Source organism: Nocardia sp. NPDC050799 (genome assembly GCF_040654015.1).
GTDB lineage: Bacteria > Actinomycetota > Actinomycetes > Mycobacteriales > Mycobacteriaceae > Nocardia.
Genome location: NZ_JBFAHF010000022.1, coordinates 102,329 through 125,499 on the forward strand (window position 1 = coordinate 102,329; position 23,171 = coordinate 125,499).

Consider the following 23,171-nt stretch of genomic DNA (forward strand, 5'->3'; position numbering starts at 1 on the left):
CCCGGTAGAACTGGATAAGTACCCTCGTACAGTCACCCCCCGGCGTGGTGATCGTTCTGTGCTGACCGTTCGCCAGGACCGCGGCGCCGGGTAGACATCGCCAGAATCACCGAAAAGCTTCGGGTGCCGCAGGGCGCCCACCAATTCGAGGAGTGTTGACCGTGGCCAAGGGCAAGCGGACGTTCCAGCCGAACAACCGTCGTCGGGCGCGCGTCCACGGTTTCCGTCTCCGGATGCGGACCCGTGCGGGCCGCGCCATCGTTACCGCGCGCCGCCGTAAGGGCCGCGGCACTCTCACCGCCTGATTCCCCGTCGAATTCGGTGTCCGATGCCGGGTCCGCCGAACCCCGTAACCAACGCCGCCGGTAGCTACGCCGCAGCGGCGGCTTCGACGAGCCTCGGGCCTCCGGGTGCTTCCTGAGCCGCACCGGCTGCACAACCGTGCCGATTTCTCCCGAACGGTACGGCGTGGCAGGCGTACGGGAAATCGCGATCTGGTCGTCCATGCGCTGGCCGATCAGGGGGACCCGGTATTGCGCGACGCGCCGGTTCGTTCCGGCGGTCCGCGATTCGGGCTGATCGTCAGCAAGGCGGTGGGCAACGCGGTCGTACGACACCGCACGGCCCGCCGCCTGCGTCATATCTGTGCAGAACTGACCGCCGACATCCCCGCCGAGGTGGATATCGTGATCCGCGCACTTCCCGGCGCCGCGACCGCCGACAGCGGCGAGCTGAGCCGACAGCTGCGTAGCGGGTTGCGCAAGCTCGGTGTCTTATCGGCCGTGACAGCCGGCCGGGGTACGTCGCGATGAGCGCGCTGGGTGCGTACGCGGCGACCGTCCGCCGGTGGCCCGCGAATATTCTGATCTTCTCGATCGAGCTGTACCGGACCTACGTCTCCCCCACTCGCATGCCGGTGTGCCGCTTCACCCCCACCTGTAGTGAGTACGCGGTGACCGCACTCCGGACCCGGGGGCTGGTGATCGGCGTCGGACTGACGGCCGTGCGACTGGCCAAATGCGCCCCCTGGCACCCTGGTGGGTGGGATCCCGTACCGGAGCGGCGGCGCAACGTCGGCCACGACGATCCGCGGACCGAAGCTTGTAAGGGATCACCGCATGCGGTGATCGGTGACACTACCGACGGGAGTGCATAGAGCCGTGCTCGATTTCATCTACTATCCGGTGTCCTGGATCCTCTGGTTCTGGCACCGGGTCTTCGGCTTCGCCTTCGGGGCGGACAACGGCCTTTCCTGGGCTCTGTCCGTGGTGTTCCTCGTCTTCACGCTGCGTTTGGTGCTCTATAGGCCGTTCGTGAGACAGGTTCGTACCACCAAGCAGATGCAGGAACTGCAGCCGCAGATCAAAGAGCTGCAGAAGAAATACAAGAACGACCGCCAGAAGATGGCGCTGGAGATGCAGAAGCTCCAGAAGGACCACGGCTTCAACCCGCTCATGGGCTGCCTGCCGATCCTGGCCCAGGTGCCGGTGTTCCTCGGTCTGTTCCATGTGCTGCGCTCGTTCAACCGGACCGGTCACGGATTCGGTCAGCTCGGGATGGACCCGTACACCAACGCCCACACGCCGAACTATGTCTTCAACGCCGACGATGTGCAGTCCTTCCTGAGCGCCCGTATCTTCGGCGCGCCGATCTCGGCGTTCATCACCGCGCCGGCCGACGAGCTGCTGGCCTTCGCCGACTACGGCGGCATCCCGAGCAAGGTCAGCATCGCCGCGGTCGCCATCCCGCTGATGATCATCGCCGCGATCGCCACCCACTTCAATGCGCGGGCCTCGGTGGCCCGCCAGAGCGCGGAGGCCGCGGCCAACCCGCAGGCCGCGCTGATGAACAAACTGGCGCTGTGGGTGTTCCCGTTCGGTGTGCTCGTCGGTGGTCCCTTCCTGCCGATCGCCATCCTGCTCTACTGGGTCTCCAACAACATCTGGACCTATGGCCAGCAACACCTCGTCTTCGGCCGGATGGCCAAAGAAGAAGAAGACAAGCGTCAGGCCAAGGCAGCGAAACAGGCCGAGAACGCGCCCAAGCCCGGCGCGAAACCCGTCGACACCAGAAAGAAGCCGGTGAAAGCCGACAGCGAGACGGATTCCGATTCGGCGGAGGCCGGCAAGGCGGAAGCGAACGGTTCGGCAGCGGCGAAGCCGACCGCCAAGTCGGGCGGTAAGCAGTCGGGCCAGCGGCGGTCGAGCGGTCAGAAGCGACCGGGTAACCGCGGCCGGGCGAATCAGAAGCGCCGGCGCTGAGCTATTCCCCCAGTCCCCTTGTGATCGTGATCCCGGCCGGGGCAGGCCGGGGTCCGGCGAGCAGATAAAGGAAACACATGACTCTCGAGACCGAAGGTGGAGATGCCACCGTATCCACGACCGTCGTGGAGACCGAGTCCGACGACGCGGTGAGCGAGGCCGAGGAGGCGCTCATCGAAGAGGGTGAGATCGCCGCCGACTACCTCGAGCAGCTGCTCGACGTGCTCGACTTCGACGGCGATATCGATCTCGACGTCGAAGGCGACCGCGCGGTGGTGAGTATCGACGGTGGCAAAGATCTGACGAAACTGGTCGGCCACAGTGGCGAGGTGCTCGATGCGCTCCAAGAGCTCACCCGGCTCGCGGTGCAGCAGTCGACCGGTATCCGCAGTCGGCTCATGCTCGATGTGGCGGGCTGGCGTGCGAAGCGTCGTACCGACCTGAGTGCGCTCGGCGCCGCGGCAGCGCAGCGTGTTCTGCAGACCGGCGCTCCCGAGGAACTCGCCCCAATGACTCCGTTCGAGCGCAAGATCGTGCACGACGCGGTCTCCTCGATCGAGGGTGTCGCAAGCGAAAGCGAAGGCGTCGAGCCGAACCGTCGAGTGGTTGTCGTACCGGAGTGAGACCGCGGCCCGTGCGGTAGCCGGGTGCCGAGTGGTCGGGTGAGGCCCGGGTCCGTGGACCCGGGCCTCACCTGTCTCCGATGTATCTCCCTCGTCGCTGCGTCGCGACAACTACGGTTGAGGGCCGGAAGAGAATATTCATGACAGGCGAGTCGACACGATCACACGGAAGGGTGTTTCACGTGAAACCAGATCTCGGCGATTCGGAGGCCGGAACACCGGAATCGCTGCCGCCGACCGAAGCGGAGATCGTCTTCGGCGCTCGGTTGGAGTTGGCACGTGACTACTGGACCGCACTCGCTACCGCCGGAGTGGAGCGCGGACTGATCGGACCGCGGGAGGTGCCGCGCCTATGGGAGCGACACATCCTCAACTGTGCAGTCGTCGGCGAACTCATCGGCGAGGGCGCCTCCGTGGTCGATATCGGCAGCGGCGCGGGCCTACCCGGAATCCCGCTCGCGTTGGCCCGGCCCGACCTACGCATCGTCCTCGTGGAACCGCTACTCCGCCGCACCGTCTTCTTGAAGGAATTCATAGACGCAGCCGACCTCGCGATCACCGTGGTGCGCGGCCGGGCCGAACAGCCCGGTGTCATCCGAGAGGCGGGCGGCGCGGATGTTGTCACCTCCCGGGCGGTCGCTCCCCTGGCACGGCTGGCCGAATGGTCGATTCCGCTGCTCCGGGAGCACGGTCATATGCTCGCCCTCAAAGGATCCAGTGTGGCCGAGGAGCTGGAGCGCGACCGGGCCGCGGTAGAGCGATCCGGTGCCGGGAATTTCTCCGTTCTGGAGTGCGGCGCCGGGATAGTCGCCACCCCCACCATGGTCCTGTCGGCGGAACGGCTGCGCCGCTCGGAGCGCGCACCGAAGAAATCGATCAAGCGCGCTGTGCGGGCGGAGCGCCGGGTCGGCCGAAAGTAGGAGCGGAATCGCCGCGGTCTTGGCGGGCGAATGTTTCACGGGAAACATGCGCCTGCCGCCAGCCGTGGGATGGGCCATCCTCTGTCCCGGAGTCCCGGAGTCCCGGAGTCCCGGAGTCCCGGAGTCCCGGAGTATTTTCGATGCACTTGATGAGTCCTGCCGGTCGCGCTCGCTGATCCCGGTTGGGTTGTTGTGGGTTTGATCGTCGACCCGCGGCCCGGCTCGCCCGGCAGCCTAATACGGAGAACTGCCGGGCCGGGACCGAAAGATTTTGCAGACCGTCTCGCCCGCGGCCCGCATTGGCCCGCTTCGGCTTCCTCGAGGTTCGGTGCTCGACCAGCGGCTGAAGCCGGGCTGTGTGCTGTGGGGCCCAGATTATGTGATCGCTCGAGGTGGGGCGGGCGGCCGGGATCTTCCGTCGGTCGAGCAGCCGGGTTGCCCGGGCATAGGCGAACGCAGGGGCCGGGTTTCACGTGAAACGGATCGATGTGCCGGCTCGGCTGGTTCGGCACTTGGGTGACTTCCTCGTCCCGCGGACTCGTCCGCTCAGAGAGTCGGTACCGGAATTCGACGAGTTCCGTCCGGTGATGCGCGGATTTCTATGCACACGAACCTGCGGGATCGTCGTGTCGAACCTTACGAGTTATGACTCTGCTTCTCCGCGCGCGATATGAAGGTCGGGTGAGTGGGGTCGGCAGGCCTCGCTCCGGCTGCGCCGCCAGGCAGTCCAGCCCATGGGTGATCCCCGGCCGCTTCAGTGCGCGCGGCCGACTGTCCCCCCGTTCTGGTCGCACTGCTACTGCGTTCGGCTCGCGCACTGCTGCCGCGTCCGGCTTGTGCATCCCTTCGTTCGGCTCGGCCTCGCGAGCTGGCGTGGGGTGATGCGTCGGCATCGAACTGGGCCGCTTGGCGTCAACACGTTGGATGCGGTCGGTTCGCTGCCGCTGGTCGGTTCGCTGGGGGCGCCGGTGAAATCCGCGTCACATTGCGCAGGAACCGCAGCAGATCGAGACCGGTGCGATGCACCCTCGGAACGCGTGCAGTCCGGTTCGGTTGCGGTTCGATGGAAGCGGCCGGGGTGGGCCGGTCCCGTGGTTGAACGGGGAGCATCGGCTGAGTGTCTCCGATCCATTACGGATGCTGCGGGGAACATGCTCAACCGTTGGATCGGTGTGGAGCCGAACGGCGCCTACAGGGCATCCAATGGTCGCGCGGATGCCCTGCCGGAATCCGGCGCTCCGCGATCGGCGATCCGAGCCGCCACGCTTGGGGTGAGTGCTCGGTGCGGGTGAGATATCGCCGCGGATCATTGGGGATAGGTCGTGATACAGGCTGTCGGCGCGGTATCTCCCGATCAAATGACTTCGTGATCTGAAACGAGCGGGTGGTTTCTCCAGGCCGATGGTGCTGTGCGGGTCGGCCGTACACCGAATCGGACAGTGCGCCTGTGCGGCCATTCGTAGAGCGGAGTCGACGGCGGCCGAGTTCCTGTCCAGCCGTAACGCCGGGTACGTAATGCCTGCCCGGTGGTGGACGCGGCCGTTCAGTGCGGTGCTTCGTTCGGATAGGTCCGGAGTGATTTGGATAGGTCCGGAATGATTTCGCTATACGGGTGCACCGGGGTGACGGGGTCGCCATTTGCGCCACGACGAAGCGTGTGGTGTCGGCTGTAGATCTTGTCGAGACGATGCGCCGGTTCAGTGAGCCGCCAACCCGGTGACAGCCCGAGACTTCCCTTCGCTATCGACCCGGGGCGGGTTTCCGATGGGCGGCGGTTCGTCGTGGGCGGAGCGGGTCACTGGCGAAGTACGGCCGGCCGCAAGTGATCCGCGCAGGGTGCGGCAGGTACCTCCGCGAATGCGGGTAACGCTGAGGCCGCATCCACGCGAGGCGCCGGGCCGAGTCGACGAACGCTGCCTTGGCGAGTGCCGGTGGTCGAGGAGACGCCGGACGGACCGACCTGGTGAGTGATGCCAGACGGGATAAGCCGGTCCGGCTGCGTCGGTCGAGCCATGCCGGGCGGGGCATGCCGGGCGGGCAAAGCGGGCGGGCAAGGCGGGCGGGCAAGGCGGGGCGGGGCGGGCTCGGTGGTGGAGGGTCGGTGGTCGAGCTACGCCCGACACCTGGTTGCCGAGGATCAGGGGGCACAGAGAGCGCAGGTGCGCACTCGGTGGACTGGCCATGGGTGTGGGCTCCCCTACCCACCGAACCGTCACTGTGACAACCCGGTTCACTGCCGAGGCTCGCAGTAGAGATTTAACTCGACGCGCTGACCGCCGAGACGGGTCGTTCGTAGCTTCTTGATCGCCCCCGCAAGGTCCGGAGGCGGGTGATGTAGAAGGCGGCGTGAGCGGTTGATGAAAGGCGGCGGTGGCTGTTCTCGGGAACCCGGTTCCCGCAGAGCTTCCAGAGGCCGATGTGTCCGTGGTCGATGTTTCCCGTGAAACATCGCCATCCAACTCGTCGGCGACGGTAGTTCTGCCTCGGAATGCGGAAAGTTAGGCGTGTTGTGGGCGCGTCGCCGCGATTCAGCTTTCTTATCGCGCCTGCGGCTGGCAAGCTATGAGCGTCGGGCGTGAGCGTCGGTGCCACGTAGGAATCTTGGTGTTGCAGCGGCGAAAGCTCCGCTCGGTCGACTGGCGACTGAGCGTCAGCGTCGGAGGAGGTAGCTTCGCGTGATCAGGCATCGCAGCGAAGCTGTCCGGTCCTCACGCAGATGCCGAGGTTGTCGTCGTGGAGCATGATTCGAACCAGTACGGCTTGTTTCGACGACACGGCGCCGGCGTCCGTCAGGCCACGTGACTTGCAGTTCTCGCGTTAGGAGCGGTCTATGTCGAACGGTTCAGCGAATGTTTCACGGGAAACATCACGCGTACCGGGAATGCTGGATAACAGCAATATCGGCCCGGAAGCCTTCGGGAGTACGCCGTACGGGCACATCTCCCCCACCGAGACGCCGATTGCTGCCGAAGCGCACCGCGCGAGCCAGCTAATGCACCCAGGAAAGGTGACAGTGCCGAAACCGCATGAGCAACGCATCATCACCGTGGCCAACCAGAAGGGCGGGGTGGGTAAGACCACGACGACGGTGAATCTGGCCGCAGCTCTGGCGCACCATGGGATGAAGGTGCTCGTAATAGATCTCGATCCGCAGGGCAACGCCAGTACCGCGCTGGGGGTCGAGCATCATTCGGGTATCCCGTCCACATACGAACTGCTGATCGGTGAGATCAAGGTTCAGGATGCGATCCAGCAGAGCCCGCACAGCGATAATCTCCTCTGCATTCCCGCGACGATCGATCTGGCCGGGGCCGAGATCGAACTGGTCTCCATGGTGGCTCGTGAAGCTCGGCTCAAGGGGGCCATTCAGGAAGCCAATATCGCCGGCTACGACATCGACTACGTCATGATCGATTGCCCACCTTCGCTCGGGCTGCTCACCATCAATGCGATGGTCGCGGCGCGCGAGGTCCTGATCCCGATCCAGTGCGAGTACTACGCGCTGGAAGGTGTGGGTCAGTTGATTCGGAATATCGGCCTGGTGCAGTCGCATCTCAACCCCGACCTTCATGTATCGACTGTGGTGCTCACGATGTACGACGGGCGCACCAAGCTGGCGGACCAGGTCGCCGAGGAGGTGCGCAGCCACTTCGGCGATGTGGTGCTGCGCTCGGTGATTCCGCGCAGTGTCAAGGTCTCCGAGGCGCCCGGGTACGGGATGACGGTTCTGGATTATGATCCGGGCTCCCGCGGTGCCTTGAGCTATCTGGATGCCGGCCGGGAGCTCGCCGCACGCGGTGCGGTGAAGTACGCCGCGGCGGCGGATGGCGCGGAGTGAATGGATCGAGTGTGATCGGGCGTGGTTGTGGACGCGGGCAAGGGAAAGGGTAGGCCGGTGAGTCAGTCGAAAAAGGGTGGGCTGGGACGCGGTCTGGCGGCATTGATCCCGACGGGACCGGCGCCGGTCGCGGCGGGTCTGGGGACCGAGGCGGCCAATGCGGTGATCGGACTGGATCCCGGGCCCCGCCCAGCATCCACCTATCTTCATCAGGTGCCGGAACCTGTGGAGGTTCCGGAGCTGGCTTCGGCCGGTGACGCGGTGTATCGAGAGATAGCGCCGGACAAAATCGAGGCGAACCCCAAGCAGCCGCGTCAGTATTTCGACGACGAGGCCCTCTCGGAACTCGTCCACTCGGTCCGGGAATTCGGGCTCATGCAGCCGATCGTGGTGCGGGAAATCGAATCGGGCAGTGGCCGCTATCAGCTCATCATGGGCGAGCGGCGCTGGCGGGCGTGCCAGCAGGCCGGTCTGGAAACCATCCCGGCCATCGTTCGTGAAACCAACGACGATGCCATGCTCCGGGACGCGCTGCTGGAAAATATCCACCGCGTTCAACTGAACCCGCTCGAAGAGGCAGCGGCCTATCAGCAGCTGCTCGAAGAGTTCGGGGTCACCCAGGAGGAACTGGCAACCCGGCTGGGCCGGTCCCGGCCGGTGGTGACCAATATGATCCGGCTGCTGAAACTACCGATCCCGGTGCAGCGCCGGGTCGCGGCCGGCGTGCTTTCCGCCGGGCATGCGCGCGCGTTGCTCGGTCTCGAGGGTGGCGCCGACGCCCAGGAAGTGCTTGCGGCTCGGATCGTCGCCGAGGGGCTCTCGGTGCGTTCCACCGAGGAAGCGGTAAAGCTGGCGAACCGGGAGGAGGAGCCGCCCAAACCTCCGGTGCCGAAGCGGCCGCCTATCCACTCCCCTGGACTACAGGATGTGGCCGACCGCCTGTCGACATCGTTCGACACCAAGGTTTCGGTGAACCTCGGTAAACGGAAGGGCAAGATCGTCGTCGAGTTCGGATCGGTGGACGATCTGGAACGGATTGTCGAGCTGATGATGCAATCGGCACTCGAAAACTGAAAAATCGCCGTGTCGCCCGCGCAACCTGCCCCCCGGAGCTGAAACGTCACTGTGACAGTGGCTGGTCGTGGGGTCAGAGCGCGGCTACGGAAATCAATCGAAGATCACGGTGACGCGAAATGAGGCGGGTTCGCTTGATCGCATATTCTGGCTGTCGAGAAAACTATGATGCGGCGTGAGCGTAGACGAATCGGATAGCTGGAGGCTGAGCAGAGCGGTGTCGACCAGCGTCACAGGACTAACCCTGGAGAGCATCAGCCGGCTACCGGCTCATGCCCGCCGCTGTGTTTTCTGGGAAATGGATCCCGCGGTGGCCGCGGACTCGTGCGGATTCAGCGATCCGGTGTTCGAGAAGGAAGCCTGGATCTCGACGGTCATGCTCGAATGGGGTTCCTGCGGCCAATTGGCGACCGTCGACGACAAAACTGTCGGTTGTGCCCTCTACGCGCCGCCCCGGGTCGTTTCGCGTTCCGGACTCTTCCCCACCTCCCCCGTGAGCCCCGATGCGGTACTGCTCACCACCCTCGGTACGGAGTATCCCGACCTGGACGGCGATATCGCCTACCGTCTGGTGCAGGGCGTGGTCACCGACCTGGTCCGGCGAGGTGTGCGCGCACTGGAAGCCTTCGGTATCCGCGGGACCCCGGCGAGCACTGCCCTGTCCGACCGGCCCACCGGGACCATGCGCCTGATGGAACGGATCGGCGCACCCGATCGCGGTACGCGCGGATCCAGCCTGGACTGCAGTCCGCAGAACTGCATGATCGAATCCGACTTCCTGGAGGAGGTCGGATTCGAAGTGGTGGCGCCGCACCATCGCTTCCCACGGTTGCGGCTCGAACTCGACTCCGACCACGGCTGGAAAGAAGATGTCGAGCACGCTCTCGACCAGCTGCTGGCCGCTGCGTCGATGACCGTGCCGACCCGGGTCCTCACGTTGTAGAACCCCCGGCCGGGGAGCTCGCTATCCGCTGTCGGCGGCGGCGAGTTCTTCGGCCAGCAGTTCGGCGAAAGTGTATGTGCCGGTGGGCTGATCGTCCTGCCCGAGCAGGTAGAGGCGCTTCACCGAGATCAGAATCGCTTCCGCGATGACATCGCGCATCCGGGGGTTGGCCAGCACCGAGGCATCGTACTGATTGGTGACATAGCCGAGATCGACCTGAACGGTCGGCATCTTGGTCAGGCGCAGCAGATCCCAGGTACGCGGATGGGTACGGCAATCCTGCAGCGAGGTACGAGCCACCACCTCGCGCTGGATGAACCCGGCCAGGACCTGGCCGATCATGGAGACCGACCCGTGCGAATTACCGAAGTAGAACCCGGCGACGCCGTTGGCCATGGGGCTGGAATTGGACGCGCATCGCAGCGAGATCATCAAATCCGCGTCGAAGGCGTTGGAGGTTTCCGCGCGCTCCACATCGGTCGGATTGCTCCCCCACGGGCGGGACAGAAAGGTTTCCATCCCGGTGGCCGCCATCCGGCCCTCCAGCCGGCTGGCCAGATCCCACAAAACCTCCGATTCGTACACGTCTCCCAATTCGGTGGGTACGGCCCGGCCGCGGTCGTCTCCACCCAAACCCGGATCGATGACGATACGTTTACCGGTGAGCTGCGGCCCGGCCCGGTGCACCACTTCTTCTTCGGCGATCCGGTGCGGATTGCCCCCGGTAACCCGGGCGCCGAGCAATTCCAGCGAACGGAGCGTATCCGGACCGCAGATACCGTCTGCCGACAGACCGATCTCGCGCTGGAACGAGGTCAACCCCTCGTGGGTGTGCGGACCGAAGAACCCATCCACCCGGTGCACATAGAACCCGAGATCCTGCAGCCGGCGCTGCAGCGTCGCCACATCGTCGCCGTAGAGCGGGGCGGAGAGCTGGTAGATGAGGGTGCGGGCGCCCAGCCGATACGACGCCTCTTTCAACGCGCGGTAGGTGGCCGGGCCGACGACGCCGTCGACCAACAGTCCGCGGTGCTGCTGGAATGCACGCACCGCGGAATCGAGCTGGTAATCGAAGGTGGCTTCGGTGTCTTTCCAGTATTCGCCCGCGCTATCGGTGTCCACGCTGTTGTGCGCGTGCAGGAACCCCAGACTTGCCAGGGTGCTCCGAACCTCTGCTACGGCTGGACCGATGTCGCCGTGACGAAGTCGGTGCATGCGTGAGGGCCCTTCCTTCCGTCAATCCCGGGTACCCACTCATGCGACGGCCTACACCCTCGCACGACGGAGCGTGGTCGATTCTGTCAGACCCCGACCGGAATTCGACAATCTCGGTCAGGGCATACTACGGCGCGTCGCCGCGTCACGGCCGCTTGTTGGCGTATTCGAGACGTCAGATCACGTCTTCGAGTTCCCGCAGGAGAGCAGCCTTGCCCTTGGCTCCGACGATCTGTTTCACCGGCTTACCACCGGCAAAAAGGATCATAGTCGGGATGCTCATCACCTGATAATCACGGGCGGTCTCGGGATTGGCGTCGATGTCCAGTTTGGCCACCGTGAGTTTCTCGCCGTGCGAACCCGCGATCTCCTCCAGCACCGGGGCGACCATCTTGCACGGCCCGCACCAGGTGGCCCAGAAATCGACCAGCACCGGCTTCTCGCTCAACAGCACGTCGTCGGCGAACGACTTGTCGGTGACGGTGACCGTGTTGGTGCTTTCGGACATGGGTGTTCTCCTTGATCTCCCGGGCGCGACGCGCCCGCGGGTCAGTTCGCTACAGCGACGTCGACCGGCCGGTCGGCGTGCCGCAGCGTATTGCTGGTGATATCGCCGCGTTCGGCGAGCCAGCGTTCGGCGTCGATGGCGGCGCGACAGCCTGTGCCGGCGGCGGTGATCGCCTGCATATAGGTGTGGTCGACCAGGTCACCGGCGGCGAAGACGCCCTCGACGGTGGTCTGGGTGCCCGGCTCACGCACCTGCACGTATCCCTCGGCGTTCAGCTCGACCTGGCCGCGGACGAGTTCGCTGCGCGGATCATGGCCGATGGCCACGAACAGGCCGGTGGCGGCGAGTTCGGAAGTCTCGCCGGTGCGGGTGTCGCGCAGGGTCAGTGAGGTGACGCTGGTCTCGCCGTGAACCCGCACGACTTCGGCGTTGAGGTGGAAGCGAATCTTCTCGTTGGCCTTGGCGCGTTCGAGCATGATGCGGGAGGCGCGGAACTCTTCGCGCCGGTGCACCACGGTGACACTGGCGGCGAATTTGGTGAGGAAGATCGCCTCTTCCATCGCCGAGTCGCCGCCGCCGACCACTACGATGTCCTGGCCCTTGAAGAAGAAGCCGTCACAGGTGGCGCATGCGCTCACGCCGCGGCCGAGCAGATCCTGCTCGCCGGGGACATCGAGGTAGCGGGCGGCCGAACCCATGGCGAGGATCACCGCGTGCGCTTCGTACACATCGCCGCCCACGGTGATCTTCTTCACCGGGCCGCTCAGGTCGATCGCGTCCACATCTTCGGTGCGGATATCGGCACCGAAGCGTTTGGCCTGCTCACGCATCTGTTCCATAAGGTCGGGGCCCATGATGCCGTCGCGGAAACCGGGGAAGTTCTCCACCTCGGTAGTGGTCATCAGCGCGCCGCCGAATTGGGTGCCCTCGAACACCAGCGGCTGGAGTTCGGCGCGGGCGGCGTACACGGCGGCGGTGTAACCGGCCGGTCCGGAGCCGACGATGATCAGGTCGCGAACTGGCGTGCTCATGGGACCCTTCCAGAAAAGCTAGCGGGGACGATTCGGTCAACAACAGGGTAGACGCGCTTTGTTCCCGGTCCTCCGCGCCCGGCGGGTGCTTGTCGGACGCGGGCCGACCGCCGGTCCCGGGCGCCGCAGCGCAGGCCGGGGAGATGCCTAGCCGATATCGGTGGTGGCGAGGACATCGGGGTTACCGGGGCCACAGCCGGGACCGACCACCAGGGCGGTGATCTGCGCTCCGTTGCGGCCCCCGACCAGGATGAGGACCGCTTCGCGGCCGCGGAAATCCATATCGGCCGACCCCAGCACCGGGCGATCTATTCCGTTGGCCGCTACGCAGGCGGCGAGTGCGGCGGGTTCGGCGAGGCGACCGCCGACGTCGTTGCGGCCGAGCGCGCGCAGCGCCACCGCCGTATCGAGCCCTGGGCCCGGTTCGGTACTCGCGGAGGGCGGTGGGGCCGCCGTGGGGGTGGTGGCCCTCTCGGAACCTCCGACGGCGAAGAACGTGGCCCCGATGGCGACCACGAGCACGGCCGCGGCGGCGAGCCCCGCCACGAGTCGACGCCGCCTGCGCCGGGCGTCCAGGGAGATGGGCGCGGCGATACCCGCGGGCTCGAAAGGTGTTCGGGGACCGGACTCGTCGAGCGCTGGGAGCGCGGAACCGAGTGCCGGTGGCGGGATATCGGAAGGGTTCGGTGGCGAATCGTTCGGCGGATCGGCGAGCCCGGTCCATGCGGTATCGGTTCCGGAGTCGCCTCCCGGCCGGCCCAGCGATTCGGCCAGTGCGTTCAGGCGGGCGGCGATATCACCGGGAATCGGGCGGGTGATCCGCTCAACGGTGCCCAGGGCCGCCAGCGAGCCGCGGAGCTCGTCCAGCGAGTCGAGATAGCGTTTCGCGTCCGGGTCGCGCTGTACCGCGGGCCACAGGCGAGCACCGAGCTCCGGATCGATATTTCCGGCGTGCAGATCGGCGAGCAACTCCGCCGGGAAAGGAGGTTGCGGAATGGGGCTCATGACCTGCACACCTCCAATGCTGCTGCGTCCATCTGACTCGGATACCGATTCCTGCGGCCGGTTTTCTGTACTCCCTCGGGTGTACATACCGTTTGGGAGGAAAAATGTGTCACTGGTACTGACGTGAGGGCCCTACATCTGGTTCCTCTCCACGTGCAGTGAATCCAGTTCGGTCTTCAGTCGCTGCCGGGCCCGCGCGCATCTGCTCTTGACGGTGCCCACCGGAACGCCGAGCAGTTCCGCGGCGTCCGCGACGCTGTATCCTTCCACGTCGACCGCGACGACCGCGGCCCGCTGGTCCGGTGGAAGCCGGAAAAGCGCGCGCTCGAGCACCAGCGAGATATCGACCCGGCTGTAATCGTCGGAATCGTCGGAGATCTCGGGCCAAATCTCCGGCGCCAGAAACAGCGTCGGCCGCGCGCGGTTGCGGCGGATCCGGTCGAGGCAGGCGTTCACCACGATCCGGTGCAGCCAGGTGCGCACCCCGGATTCCGCCCGGAAGGAACCCGCGTTGCGGTGTGCGGACAGCAGCGCCTCCTGCAGGGCGTCGGCCGCGTCCTCCGGGGTGTAGCAGACACGTACCGCGGTCTGCCACAGATGATCGTTGTGCCTGCGGATCAGTTCGGCGAAAGCATGCGGTGCGCCGTTCGCGTGGGCCCGCAACAGATCTGTATCGGTTGTCGTATCCAGCTGGGATTCCCCTGTTCCCACCGCAGCGGCTCGTGTCCCGGCACGACCCCCCGCGTTCACTTCGGACGCCAATAGCCAACCCCTTGGACAGCGCTCACTGCAGCGACGACAGCCGGTGATCCGGTACCGACAATCACTGCGGTGGGCAGCGTGCGGAATCGAACCCCTGATCCCGCCGGGCTCCCTGCTGAGAGCGCGGAGCGCGATCATATCCCGGCAATTGATTCGGCGGCAACCGATCTCGACCCGCACGCGTGCACGTGCGGGCCGCTCGGAACGCACCGATCAGCGTTCGGCTTCGAACCCGAGTTCGGCGATGGAGCTTTGGAACTGCGCCCCCGAATTACCCAGCCCGGTAACCCAGATGAGGACGTAGCGCGCCGATTGGTCGGTCTGGATCGGAACCTCGGTCACCCCGTCGCCCAGGACGGCCGTGCCGACGAGCTGGGTCTGATCGAGGGTGGCCGCCTCGGTGGGCGAGGTGCGGATCTCGACACTGGTTCCCGGGGTGGACGAGGTGATCGAGACCTTGGTCAGCGTCGCGGGGCTGGGCAGGGTGGCCAGCAGTCCGACGCCTTTCTTCAGCGCCGGGAACTGCTGGAAGTACTGGTCGGTGCGCCAGGAGGTCGCCGGATCGCCGTCCGTGGTGGTGGCGGCGCCGGACGGATCGTCGGGGGTGCCCTCCGGGGAGAACACGACCACTGCGCTGGCCGGCACCGGCACCCCGGCGGCCGCGGCGGGTGCCGACGACGGACCCGCCGGTGTCTCCGAGGCATCCGGCGCGCGGCTGGTGGTGAGACCGATGACCTTCTGCTCGTTGAGCGGCTCGCTGGAGTCACCCGGAGCGAAAACGCTGACCAGCCACCAGATGACGATGCCGACGACCAGGGCGGTGAGTATGCCCAGGGCCACCATGATCCACATCATCCGCTGCGATTTCTCGCGTTCGGCGGCGAGCAATTCCGGATCGGCCAGCGATTCGTCGACCGGGGCCGGGGCCCGCTGCCCGAGTCGCAGCACCGGGATGAAATCGGTCTTCTGGTCCACCACCGACGCCTGCTCCAGCACATGCTGGATGGTGGCTGCGGTCCGGACACCCTTGTCGGGCTCCAGCGACCGTACCGCCACCGCGGAGATCTCGAACGGGACCTCGGGCCGGATCTGGCGGGGTTCCACCGGAGTGCCGTCGGGACCGAAATCGGCCAGGTGCAGGCCGCCGACCGTCGCCGTGTTCCCGCTCATTCCGCCCTGGCGCAGCGGCCAGCGGGCGGTCATGAGGGCATACAGCATGGCGCCCAGACCGCGGACATCACTCTGCGGATCCGCGTCACCCAGGGTGCCGGGGAAGGCCAGCACCGCATCGCCGGATGCGCTGATGCGGATCCGGTCCGGATGGTCGATGGACAGGGCTCCGCCGCTGCGGTGGGCCATTTCGGTGGCCGAGGCCAGGACGCGGATGGCGCGCGCGGCACCGATCGGCGACGGGACGGTTACGGCCATCTCGCGCAGTGAACGGCCCGGGGTCCATTCGGCGACCACGATGCCGCCGGAGCTACCGCGCACCACGTCCAGCACCCGGGCCAGACCCGGCGAGTTGATCCGGCCCAGCCGCAGGGTCCGGGACAGGATCGCCTGCGGACCGTCCTGGCCGGAATTACCGCCGGCCTTCTGATCGGCGTCGACGAAGGTCAGCGCGACCTCACGGTCGAGTTTGATATCGAGTGCCTGCCAGAACCGCAGCCCACGCGCCCCGCCGTGCCCGGCCAGCAGCCGGTAACGGCCACCGGCGACCGAAGCGCCGGGAATGAGCTCGGGCCCGCGCTGAACCCGGCTGGACCGGGTCATCGGCGGAACCGGGATCATGCCGGTGTCGTAGACCGGGTCGGTGGCCGAAACCGTCGCACCGGTCTGGTGTAGCTGCTCTTCCGACAGGTGTTCGCCGGGTTCCTCCGATTCGTATCCGTCGTCCGATCCACCCGCGAAGCGCGCGGTGTCGTCGTCGGGGTAGGCCCCCGATTCCGCCCGCTGCTCCGCCGGGTACGCCGGATCGTGCGCAGACGGTTCACCGCCCCCGCGCTGGGTGTGCGGGTCGCCCGGTGCCGACTGCTCCGGGGGAACATCGGTGGACAGGCGACCGCTCGCCGGATTCGAGGAAGAATCGGCGGCTGGGCGCTCGCCCACCGCGTCGTCGCTCACCCTCGGACCTCCTTCGCCCTGGTATGCCGCAACTTCAGCGGTCCTGCCTCTTGTGCTCGTCTGCCGAACAGGGTACGGGAACTGGCCCGCGCCGGTGCGCTCAACCGAGTCCGGCCGGATCACCGGCAGCACCATGGTGCTCTGCGCGTCCATGGCCGAGTCGAAGCCGGAGTACGCCAGGTACGGATCCGGCCGGTGCATAACGCGGGTGGCGTATTCGTCCTCGGCGGGTCCGAGGTCGATCTCGGGGGCCGGCGGAGTGATGCCGAGGCGGCGCGAGACGGCCACCGTGATCGCGACGACCTCGGGGATACCGGCCAGGCGCATCAGCCCGAATGCCACCGCGAACATGACGATCGCGGTGATACCCACGCGGATGAACGAACCGGGGCCGCCGAGTGATTCGGTCAGCCGGTCCAGTCCCATGACCCGGTCCGCGATGAGCATGACCGCACCGCCGGCCAGCGAAGCCAGCAGCACCCGGCTGACCGTCCGCCCCACATTGGCCATCCGCAGATCGCCCAGGCTGCGGTGCAGCAGGTAGCCGCCGATCACCGCGCCGGTGGTGAAGCCGAGGCCGGTCGCGACACCGAGCACGATCACCACCTGCTGACTGCTGTTGGCGATGAACGGGGCCAGTGCCGAGAACAGGATCTTGATGGTGGTGATTCCGAGGATGATCCAGGTGGGTGTCCATGCCTGTTCGCGGGCGTAGAACACGCGCAGATGGATCAGCACCAGCGAGTACGGGATCAGGGTGAACGCCGAGAAGCTCACGGCGGTACCGAGCCGGGAGGCGTCCTCGGCGAACCGGGCGTAGCCGAACAGCGCGTCGCCGACCTGCGGCCCGGCGATCGTCAGGAAGGTGACGATGGGGATCAGCGCGATCATGGTCAGCCGGGTGGCGGCCGAGAGATCGTCGACCACCGCGGGGGTGTCGTCGTTGGCGGCGTTGCGGCTCAGCCGGGGCATGATCGCGGTGAGCAGGGTGACGCCGATGACGCCGTAGGGCAGCTGGAGCAGCAGCCAGGCGTTCTGGTAGATCGCCGGGCCTGCCTCGTCGGCCTGCGAGGAAATGTTGTTCGCGAAGATGCCGCCGATCTGGCTGATCAGCACGTACAGGATGATGGCGGCCGCCATCGTGCCGAACTGTCTGAGGCGGTTGTCCATCCCCCACAGCGGGCGCAGGTCGATACCCTGGCGCCGGATCGCGGGCAGCAGGCTGGCGGCCTGGACGATGACGCCGAGAGTTACGCCGCAACCCAGCACGAGCAGTTTCGGGTCGCTCATCCGTACCGGGTCCAGGGTGATCTCCCCCGGCGTCAGCGCGTATAGGCCCAGTACGACCAGGACCACCACATTGTTCAGTACCGGTGCCCAGGCGCCCGGTTTGAACGCGCCGCGGGTGTTGAGAACGGCGGTGAACAACGCGGACAACCCGTAGAACAGCACGGCCGGCACGAGCAGGAAGGTGAGTGCCGTGGTGAGGGCGGTGTTGACCTTTCCGTCGGCCGAGACGAAGACATGGGTGGCCAGAATCGGCGCGGCCGCGGTGGCCAGCAGCGCGGCGGTGCCGAGGATGACCGAGGCCGCGGTGACCAGGCGCCGGATGAAGGCGGCGCCGCCGTCGGAGTCCTCCTGCTCGGCCCGGACCAGCGTCGGGACCACGATCGCCGTCAGCACCGCACCCAGCACCAGTTCGGCGATCATGTTCGGAATGAGGCTGGCCGAGGTGAACGAGCTGGCGATGGCCGGGCCCAGCACCGTCAGCAACAGCAGCTGTTTACCGAAACCGGTGATACGGCTGATCAGGGTGGCGATCGCGATCGACCCGGAATCCTTCAGGAGCTTGGCCTGACTGTTGTCGGCCTTGTCCGGGGACGCGCCCGCGGCGGGTTTCTCCGCGACGGCGACCGCGGGCATCCGGCCCGTTCCCGGCCGATTGGGCGCGGGAACCGCGGCCGCGGAAGCCGGTGCGGGTTCCCGGCCCGGCGGTACCTGGCGGAACGGCTGGGAGGGCGGCCCCTGGCGTGGCGCCGGCTGCTGCGGCCCGGGTCGGTTGCGCACCCGGGGCTGCGAGTCCGGTGCCTGCGGCCGCGCCTGGGGAGGCATGGGGGCCCGATCCGGGGCCCCGGGGCGGCCCGGTGGCGGGCCACCGGCGGGCGGTGGCTGCATCGGCCGCATCCGTTGCGCGGGGAACGGTTCGGAGGACGGGCCCGCGGCGGGGGCGCCGTCGGGGCGGGGGCGCAGGGGAGGACGCCCGTCGTCGGGTCGTCCCGGGCCCGGCGGGCGGGCACCGGGCGCCGGCGGCCGGCCCGGACCGGGTACTGGCGATCGGCCCGGGGATGGCTGTCGGCGGCCACCGGGTATCGGCGGTACAGCGGCCTGCGCGGGCCCCGGGGGCGTGTGCCGCTGTTCGGGGGTAACGGCCGGGCGGGCGCCCGAGGGAGGCGCGGAACGCTGCTCGGGCGGGACGGCCGGGCGGGCGGGCGATGGTGGCGTGGACCGTTGCTCGGGCGGGACCGCCGGACGGGCTCCCGGCGGTGGTGCGGAGCGCTGGTCGGGGGGTACGGCCGGGCGAGCTCCCGGCGGTGGATTTGCGGGCCGCCCGGGCGGCTGATTCAGGGGCATGCGCGGATCCGGCTGCTGTGGCCGGTTGGGGGCATAGCGGTCCTCCCCCGGATGCGGTCCGGGGCGAGGTGCCGGTACCGGACGCGGTCCGGGCGGGCCGGATCGATCCGCCGGAGTGCCGGGGCGCTCGGGCCGGCGCAGTTGCGGGGGCGGCTCCCGGAACGCGCCGGGGCGGTCGCGGTCCAGTTCCGGATCGCCGGGATGACCGGTCATATCCGTCTCCGGGCCGGGAGCTCGAGGTGCTCGCTCCCACGGTGCGCTGGGGGACCGGCGGGCTCGTGGACCGTCGGGCTGTCGACCGGGCTGCTGCCGATGAGCGGAGGATTCATCGTCGCTCATCATGCCTCCTGTATCGCCCGGACCCCGCGCGGCGGTTGTCCCCTGTGTCGCGTCGAACACATTGTCTCGGCGTTCGCGCGCGACGAACGGGCGGTAATGCGTCCGCCTACGCACCGGCACCCGGATGAACCCGGGCAGCCGGTGCGCACCCTTCCATCTTCCATGGGTCGTGGGCCCGGGTCACCTCTCCCGGCCGTGTGCACCACCCCTGGCCGTGGGAGCGTCGGAGCCGGCCGCCGAAACACGCGGCGGCCGCGCAGCACCCGGCACACGAGCGAGAGCCTCGGAAAACCGCCGCCCGGTCCGTCCCCGCCGGCGGGGGAATCCGCCGCTACACCCGTTCCCGGCCGCGGGCCGTCCGGTGCGTCGCCTCCCGGGCCACCTCGCTCACCTGTGGTCCGGACCGGCCCCGTCCACGCCGGCGCGCCCGCCCCAACCGGACGACCCGCTGCCGCAACCCGGGATCGATACCTTTGTCGGCGGGATCGCGTTTGCCGTGGAAACGCCGCCACAACCGGCGCCCGGCCAGCAGGAACAGCAGCGCGGCCGCGCATGCGGTGATGATCGCCAGGATCTGGCCGTAGGCGTTGGATCGCACCGAGATCGAGGTGGCGTGGCCCAGCGGCACCCCCTCCGGGGTGCTCAGCGAGATCGGCACCACGAGTTTGCGGCTGTCACTGACCTCGGTCGGGATCTGGAACGACCGGGTACCGCGCGGCGGCAGCAACTGCTCGCCGATATCGGTGATCTTGGTTTCCGCCGGTGCGTCGATGCGGAACCTGATCCGCACCGACACGGGCAGATCGTTGCGGGCCACCAGCAGCAGCGGACTCGACTCGGAAGCCAGCGTGTACACCCCGCCGGGCGGCAGCACCGATACCGAACGGAAGACCTCGTCGACCGTCGATGTCGCCTTCTCGATCCGGCGCGCAGCGAAGACCTCGGCCTGCGCGGTGGGACCGCCGCGGCGATCGGACAGCGACAGCGCGCGCACCAGATCGTCGCGCAGCGGATCGAGATAGGCGCGCGGGGTCGGCGCAGCCTCGGGCAGCTCCACCATTGCCTGCAGCAGCTGCGAGATCCGATGCGACTGGTCGCGGGCGGGGGTCGCGAAATGGACCGGTACCGCCTCCATGGCCGCCTCCGGCAGCGGCGCCGGCTGATACGGGACAGGATCGGGCGCTTGGCCGACGAGATCGTCGAACGGCCGGGGATCGACCAGTTTGTTCTCGACCAGCAGGTCGAGCTGGCGCAGCAGCGCGGCGGCCTCGTCCCGGTTCGCGCCCCACTGCTGCGGCGGCATGATCAACTGCGAACGCGGCCGGCCCGGATCGTTCTGCAGCGCCCGCCAGGACACCGCCCCCAACGCGTCCTGCAGCCGCGCGGTCCGGGAATCGTTGGTCACCGCGTACCGCGCCGACTCCGGTACATAGGCCGGAGTGGGTGGATTGGATCCGACCCCCGCCAGCGCGGCCGCGGGCCAGATATCGAAGGTCGCCACGCGCAGCGCCGGATCGGCCGTCGAGGAACCACCGCCGCCGGGCTGCGCCGGTGTGGCCCCCGCCGGGGTCTGTGCCGGTGTACCCGGCCCCGGCTGCGCACCGTCGTCGGCGGTGTCGCCGGCGGGTACCGCATCGGGGGTGTCGCCGGACTCGGGAGCCGGCGCGGGCGGCGGAACCGTTCCCGGTACGCCGGGCAGCCGCACCAGATCGGGGACGGCCGCGTACGGGTCGCCGGCACCGCCCTCGGGCGCCACCGCGTTGGCGGCCAGCACCGCGGTCCCGAAGCCCTGATTCCTCAGGAGCTGCGCCGCGCCCTGGTCCAGGCTGCTGGCGTCGGGCAGGCTCACACCGCGAACGGACCGGGTGTTCAGGATGGAATCGACGATCGCCGCCGGCGCATCCAGCGCCCGCGCGGTGAGCGCGGGGTCGGCGGCCGCCGCGAGCGCAGCGATATCGACCTGGGCGAAGGGCAGCGCCACCGTGCACATCGAGGACGCCAGATTCCGCAACCGGTCCAGCCAGGACTTCGCGGATTCGGTCCCCGAACCCGGACGCGTCGCGCCGTCCGGATCGGACGGACTGGCCAGCACTCGGTAATCGCTGGTCATGGCCTGCACGGTGAGCAACAGATCGGGATCGATCGCCAGGCAGACCGCCGAAGACGGCCCGTCGGCCGTCCGATCGTCACCGAAGACCGACTCCAAGGCGCCCACCAGCTCGTCCAACCGGCCCCCGCGGCTCACCGCGGCGGCCAGCTCGTCGTCGGTCAGCTCGACTTCCCGGTCCAGGTCGCCGGTTTGCCCGGCCACCATGCGGGGCCGGTCGGCCAGCGGCCACAGCAGCGTTGTCTGCACCGGCGGTGCGGCGGGCGCGGGCAGCGGCGGAGCGCTCCCGTCCGCGGCGGCCGGCAACCCCAGCACGGGCAACAGGAACCGTGCGTCGTCCAATCGCGCCTGGCCACCGTAATCCGGAGTCCCGTTCACATTCAGCAGCAGCGGGTACACACCCGGTTCGGTGATGTTCAGCGAAGTCCCCGACGCGTCCCGCAGCGGGACGGTCATGGTGAACTGCTGGCGCTGTCCCGGCTCCAGCCGCACCGCCACATCCTGGAAGGGCGTCGGGAGCTCGTAATTCACCTGATCGAGTTTCAGCGCCGTACGCAACTCGCTGGGGTCCGATACCGGCCGCGCCCGCTGCACCCGAACGGCCACCTCGTCGACCCCGCGGTCACCGATATTGGTGACCGTGCCCGCCACCGTGAGCACCGGCTCGCTCTGCGCGGTGACGGTGCCCGGACTCACCGAATCGAGGGACAACTTCAGGAACTGCGGCATCGAGGTGTCTTCGGCCGACCCCGTGGGCTGGGCGTGAGCCGGGGATCCGAGCAGCGCGGGCAGCGCCGCCGAACCGAGGATGGTCAGGATCACGAGCATGATCCGACTCAGTCCACGCGTCATCGCTTGCCGGTCTCCATCCGGTCGATCAGGCGGTTCGCCACCTCGGCCAGCCTCCGCTCATCCGCGTAGGCCAGCCTCGAGTTCAATTCGCTCAGCGGTACCCAGTCCACCTGGGTGACCTCGACATCCGCGTCGGACAATTCACCACCGACCGAACGCAGCAGAAAATGATGCACCGTTTTGTGTACCCGCCGACCCTCGGTGACGAACCAGTAATCGATACTGCCCAATTCGGCGACAACGACGCCCTGGATACCGGTCTCCTCGGCGACCTCTCGGATCGCCGTTTGTTCCGAGGATTCGCCCTCTTCGATATGTCCTTTGGGCAGCGACCATAGCAGCCGGCCCCGCCGGTCGGTACGGCCGATCAGAGCGGCGCAGCGCGCTTCCGGCGGACCGTCCAGCCCATCGACCACCAAACCCCCGGCCGAAGTCTCCCGCACGGTACGCATACGAGGTTTCGCCGCACCACCGGCCGAACCACGACGCCGCGGCTGGCGGCGTCTACTGTTCGCACGATCGGCCGGAGACACTACGCAATACTAGAGCAGTGTTTATCGGCGCCGCCTCCGGCGTCGCGGGGTCGAGGCCCCCTTGGTCCCGCCGTTCAGGCCTCGAGACTCGCGCTTTCGGCTCATGCGATGTGCGGTGGACCGTCCATAGCGCGCGACCGTTGAGCACCTTCGGCCGAGGGGCGGGACGGGCCTCGACCCCTTCAAAGCCTCGTAAGATTCGGCACCGAGAGGGTGCCGCTATTCGTGAAGGCGATCAGACGCCAGGCCGACCGGCGGTCGAGTCGGCATCCGATCCGGACGTCGAATGCCGACGCAACCCGCATGCGTCGAGTTTTACGAGACACCTCGAAGGGTTTAGGCCCGTCTCGCCGTTTCGGCCTCGAAAGCGATCCGGATCCCGCCGGGCTCCGTGGGCTGCGCCGG

18 protein-coding genes are annotated in these 23,171 nt (G+C 67.7%); 9 read left to right on the forward strand and 9 right to left on the reverse strand.

Translation table 11 applies throughout. The features are described 5' to 3' along the window. Window positions 1-161: 161 nt before the first annotated feature. From rpmH to AB0H42_RS22650, 8 genes are all read left to right on the forward strand, one after another. A complete protein-coding gene (gene rpmH, locus AB0H42_RS22615) occupies window positions 162-305 on the forward strand; it encodes a 50S ribosomal protein L34 (RefSeq protein WP_327148977.1) in 144 nt (47 codons plus the stop codon). Between the two features lie 105 nt (window positions 306-410). Continuing rightward, complete coding sequence (gene rnpA, locus AB0H42_RS22620) at window positions 411-812, forward strand: ribonuclease P protein component (protein WP_357058712.1); 402 nt, start codon at window positions 411-413, stop codon at window positions 810-812. Beyond that, the gene (yidD, locus tag AB0H42_RS22625; RefSeq protein ID WP_357058713.1) at window positions 809-1,156 is read left to right on the forward strand and encodes a membrane protein insertion efficiency factor YidD; all 348 of its coding nucleotides are present in this window, start codon (window positions 809-811) and stop codon (window positions 1,154-1,156) included. The genes rnpA and yidD overlap by 4 nt, the downstream gene beginning before the upstream one ends. Before the next feature lie 4 nt (window positions 1,157-1,160). Next, complete coding sequence (gene yidC, locus AB0H42_RS22630; protein WP_357058716.1) at window positions 1,161-2,261, forward strand: membrane protein insertase YidC; 1,101 nt, start codon at window positions 1,161-1,163, stop codon at window positions 2,259-2,261. A gap of 77 nt (window positions 2,262-2,338) precedes the next feature. Continuing rightward, on the forward strand, window positions 2,339-2,884 hold the full coding sequence (locus AB0H42_RS22635; RefSeq protein WP_357058719.1) for a protein jag: 546 nt from the start codon (window positions 2,339-2,341) through the stop codon (window positions 2,882-2,884). Window positions 2,885-3,066: 182 nt separating this feature from the next. Further along, entirely contained in the window at window positions 3,067-3,804 is a 738-nt protein-coding gene (rsmG, locus tag AB0H42_RS22640; protein WP_357058722.1) for a 16S rRNA (guanine(527)-N(7))-methyltransferase RsmG, read from the forward strand. Window positions 3,805-6,634: 2,830 nt separating this feature from the next. Next, window positions 6,635-7,642 carry a ParA family protein gene (locus AB0H42_RS22645; RefSeq protein ID WP_357058725.1) on the forward strand — a complete coding sequence of 336 codons (1,008 nt, stop codon included), beginning with the start codon at window positions 6,635-6,637 and terminating at the stop codon, window positions 7,640-7,642. 57 nt (window positions 7,643-7,699) lie between these two features. Next, window positions 7,700-8,716 carry a ParB/RepB/Spo0J family partition protein gene (locus AB0H42_RS22650; protein WP_357058728.1) on the forward strand — a complete coding sequence of 339 codons (1,017 nt, stop codon included), beginning with the start codon at window positions 7,700-7,702 and terminating at the stop codon, window positions 8,714-8,716. A 93-nt stretch (window positions 8,717-8,809) separates the two neighbouring features. Here the strand turns inward: AB0H42_RS22650 and AB0H42_RS22655 are convergent, their stop codons facing one another. Continuing rightward, on the reverse strand, window positions 8,810-8,950 hold the full coding sequence (locus AB0H42_RS22655) for a hypothetical protein (RefSeq protein WP_162183810.1): 141 nt from the start codon (window positions 8,948-8,950) through the stop codon (window positions 8,810-8,812). On the opposite strand from AB0H42_RS22655, the gene AB0H42_RS22660 reads away from it, so the two are divergent. Beyond that, window positions 8,934-9,659 carry a GNAT family N-acetyltransferase gene (locus tag AB0H42_RS22660; protein ID WP_357058768.1) on the forward strand — a complete coding sequence of 242 codons (726 nt, stop codon included), beginning with the start codon at window positions 8,934-8,936 and terminating at the stop codon, window positions 9,657-9,659. The genes AB0H42_RS22655 and AB0H42_RS22660 overlap by 17 nt on opposite strands. Window positions 9,660-9,680: 21 nt before the next feature. On the opposite strand, the gene AB0H42_RS22665 is transcribed toward AB0H42_RS22660, so the two are convergent. The 8 genes from AB0H42_RS22665 to AB0H42_RS22700 form a co-directional block, all read right to left on the reverse strand. Continuing rightward, on the reverse strand, window positions 9,681-10,874 hold the full coding sequence (locus tag AB0H42_RS22665; protein ID WP_357058731.1) for an N-acetylmuramoyl-L-alanine amidase: 1,194 nt from the start codon (window positions 10,872-10,874) through the stop codon (window positions 9,681-9,683). 175 nt (window positions 10,875-11,049) lie between these two features. After that, entirely contained in the window at window positions 11,050-11,382 is a 333-nt protein-coding gene (trxA, locus tag AB0H42_RS22670; RefSeq protein WP_030524460.1) for a thioredoxin, read from the reverse strand. A gap of 41 nt (window positions 11,383-11,423) precedes the next feature. Then, window positions 11,424-12,413, reverse strand: coding sequence for a thioredoxin-disulfide reductase (gene trxB / locus AB0H42_RS22675; protein WP_357058733.1), 990 nt, complete (start codon window positions 12,411-12,413; stop codon window positions 11,424-11,426). Between the two features lie 147 nt (window positions 12,414-12,560). Then, window positions 12,561-13,418, reverse strand: coding sequence for a hypothetical protein (locus tag AB0H42_RS22680; RefSeq protein WP_357058735.1), 858 nt, complete (start codon window positions 13,416-13,418; stop codon window positions 12,561-12,563). A 132-nt stretch (window positions 13,419-13,550) separates the two neighbouring features. After that, the gene (gene sigM / locus AB0H42_RS22685) at window positions 13,551-14,129 is read right to left on the reverse strand and encodes an RNA polymerase sigma factor SigM (RefSeq protein ID WP_357058738.1); all 579 of its coding nucleotides are present in this window, start codon (window positions 14,127-14,129) and stop codon (window positions 13,551-13,553) included. Between the two features lie 264 nt (window positions 14,130-14,393). After that, window positions 14,394-18,227 (reverse strand): murein biosynthesis integral membrane protein MurJ, encoded by a 3,834-nt coding sequence (locus tag AB0H42_RS22690; protein ID WP_357058741.1) that lies wholly within the window; start codon window positions 18,225-18,227, stop codon window positions 14,394-14,396. Between the two features lie 1,378 nt (window positions 18,228-19,605). Further along, window positions 19,606-22,233, reverse strand: a complete 2,628-nt coding sequence (locus AB0H42_RS22695) for a DUF6049 family protein (RefSeq protein WP_357058744.1) — start codon at window positions 22,231-22,233, stop codon at window positions 19,606-19,608. Next, window positions 22,230-22,766, reverse strand: coding sequence for an NUDIX hydrolase (locus tag AB0H42_RS22700; RefSeq protein WP_063059466.1), 537 nt, complete (start codon window positions 22,764-22,766; stop codon window positions 22,230-22,232). The genes AB0H42_RS22695 and AB0H42_RS22700 overlap by 4 nt, the downstream gene beginning before the upstream one ends. Between the last annotated feature and the right edge of the window lie 405 nt (window positions 22,767-23,171).

Coding starts and splice junctions, on each gene's coding strand:
- trxB (WP_357058733.1), bottom strand. CDS start 12,413: ATGAGCACGCCAGTTCGCGACCTGATCATCGTCGGCTCCGGACCGGCC.
- AB0H42_RS22635 (WP_357058719.1), top strand. CDS start 2,339: ATGACTCTCGAGACCGAAGGTGGAGATGCCACCGTATCCACGACCGTC.
- AB0H42_RS22680 (WP_357058735.1), bottom strand. CDS start 13,418: ATGAGCCCCATTCCGCAACCTCCTTTCCCGGCGGAGTTGCTCGCCGAT.
- AB0H42_RS22690 (WP_357058741.1), bottom strand. CDS start 18,227: ATGCCCGCGGTCGCCGTCGCGGAGAAACCCGCCGCGGGCGCGTCCCCG.
- yidD (WP_357058713.1), top strand. CDS start 809: ATGAGCGCGCTGGGTGCGTACGCGGCGACCGTCCGCCGGTGGCCCGCG.
- AB0H42_RS22695 (WP_357058744.1), bottom strand. CDS start 22,233: ATGACGCGTGGACTGAGTCGGATCATGCTCGTGATCCTGACCATCCTC.
- trxA (WP_030524460.1), bottom strand. CDS start 11,382: ATGTCCGAAAGCACCAACACGGTCACCGTCACCGACAAGTCGTTCGCC.
- AB0H42_RS22665 (WP_357058731.1), bottom strand. CDS start 10,874: ATGCACCGACTTCGTCACGGCGACATCGGTCCAGCCGTAGCAGAGGTT.
- AB0H42_RS22645 (WP_357058725.1), top strand. CDS start 6,635: ATGTCGAACGGTTCAGCGAATGTTTCACGGGAAACATCACGCGTACCG.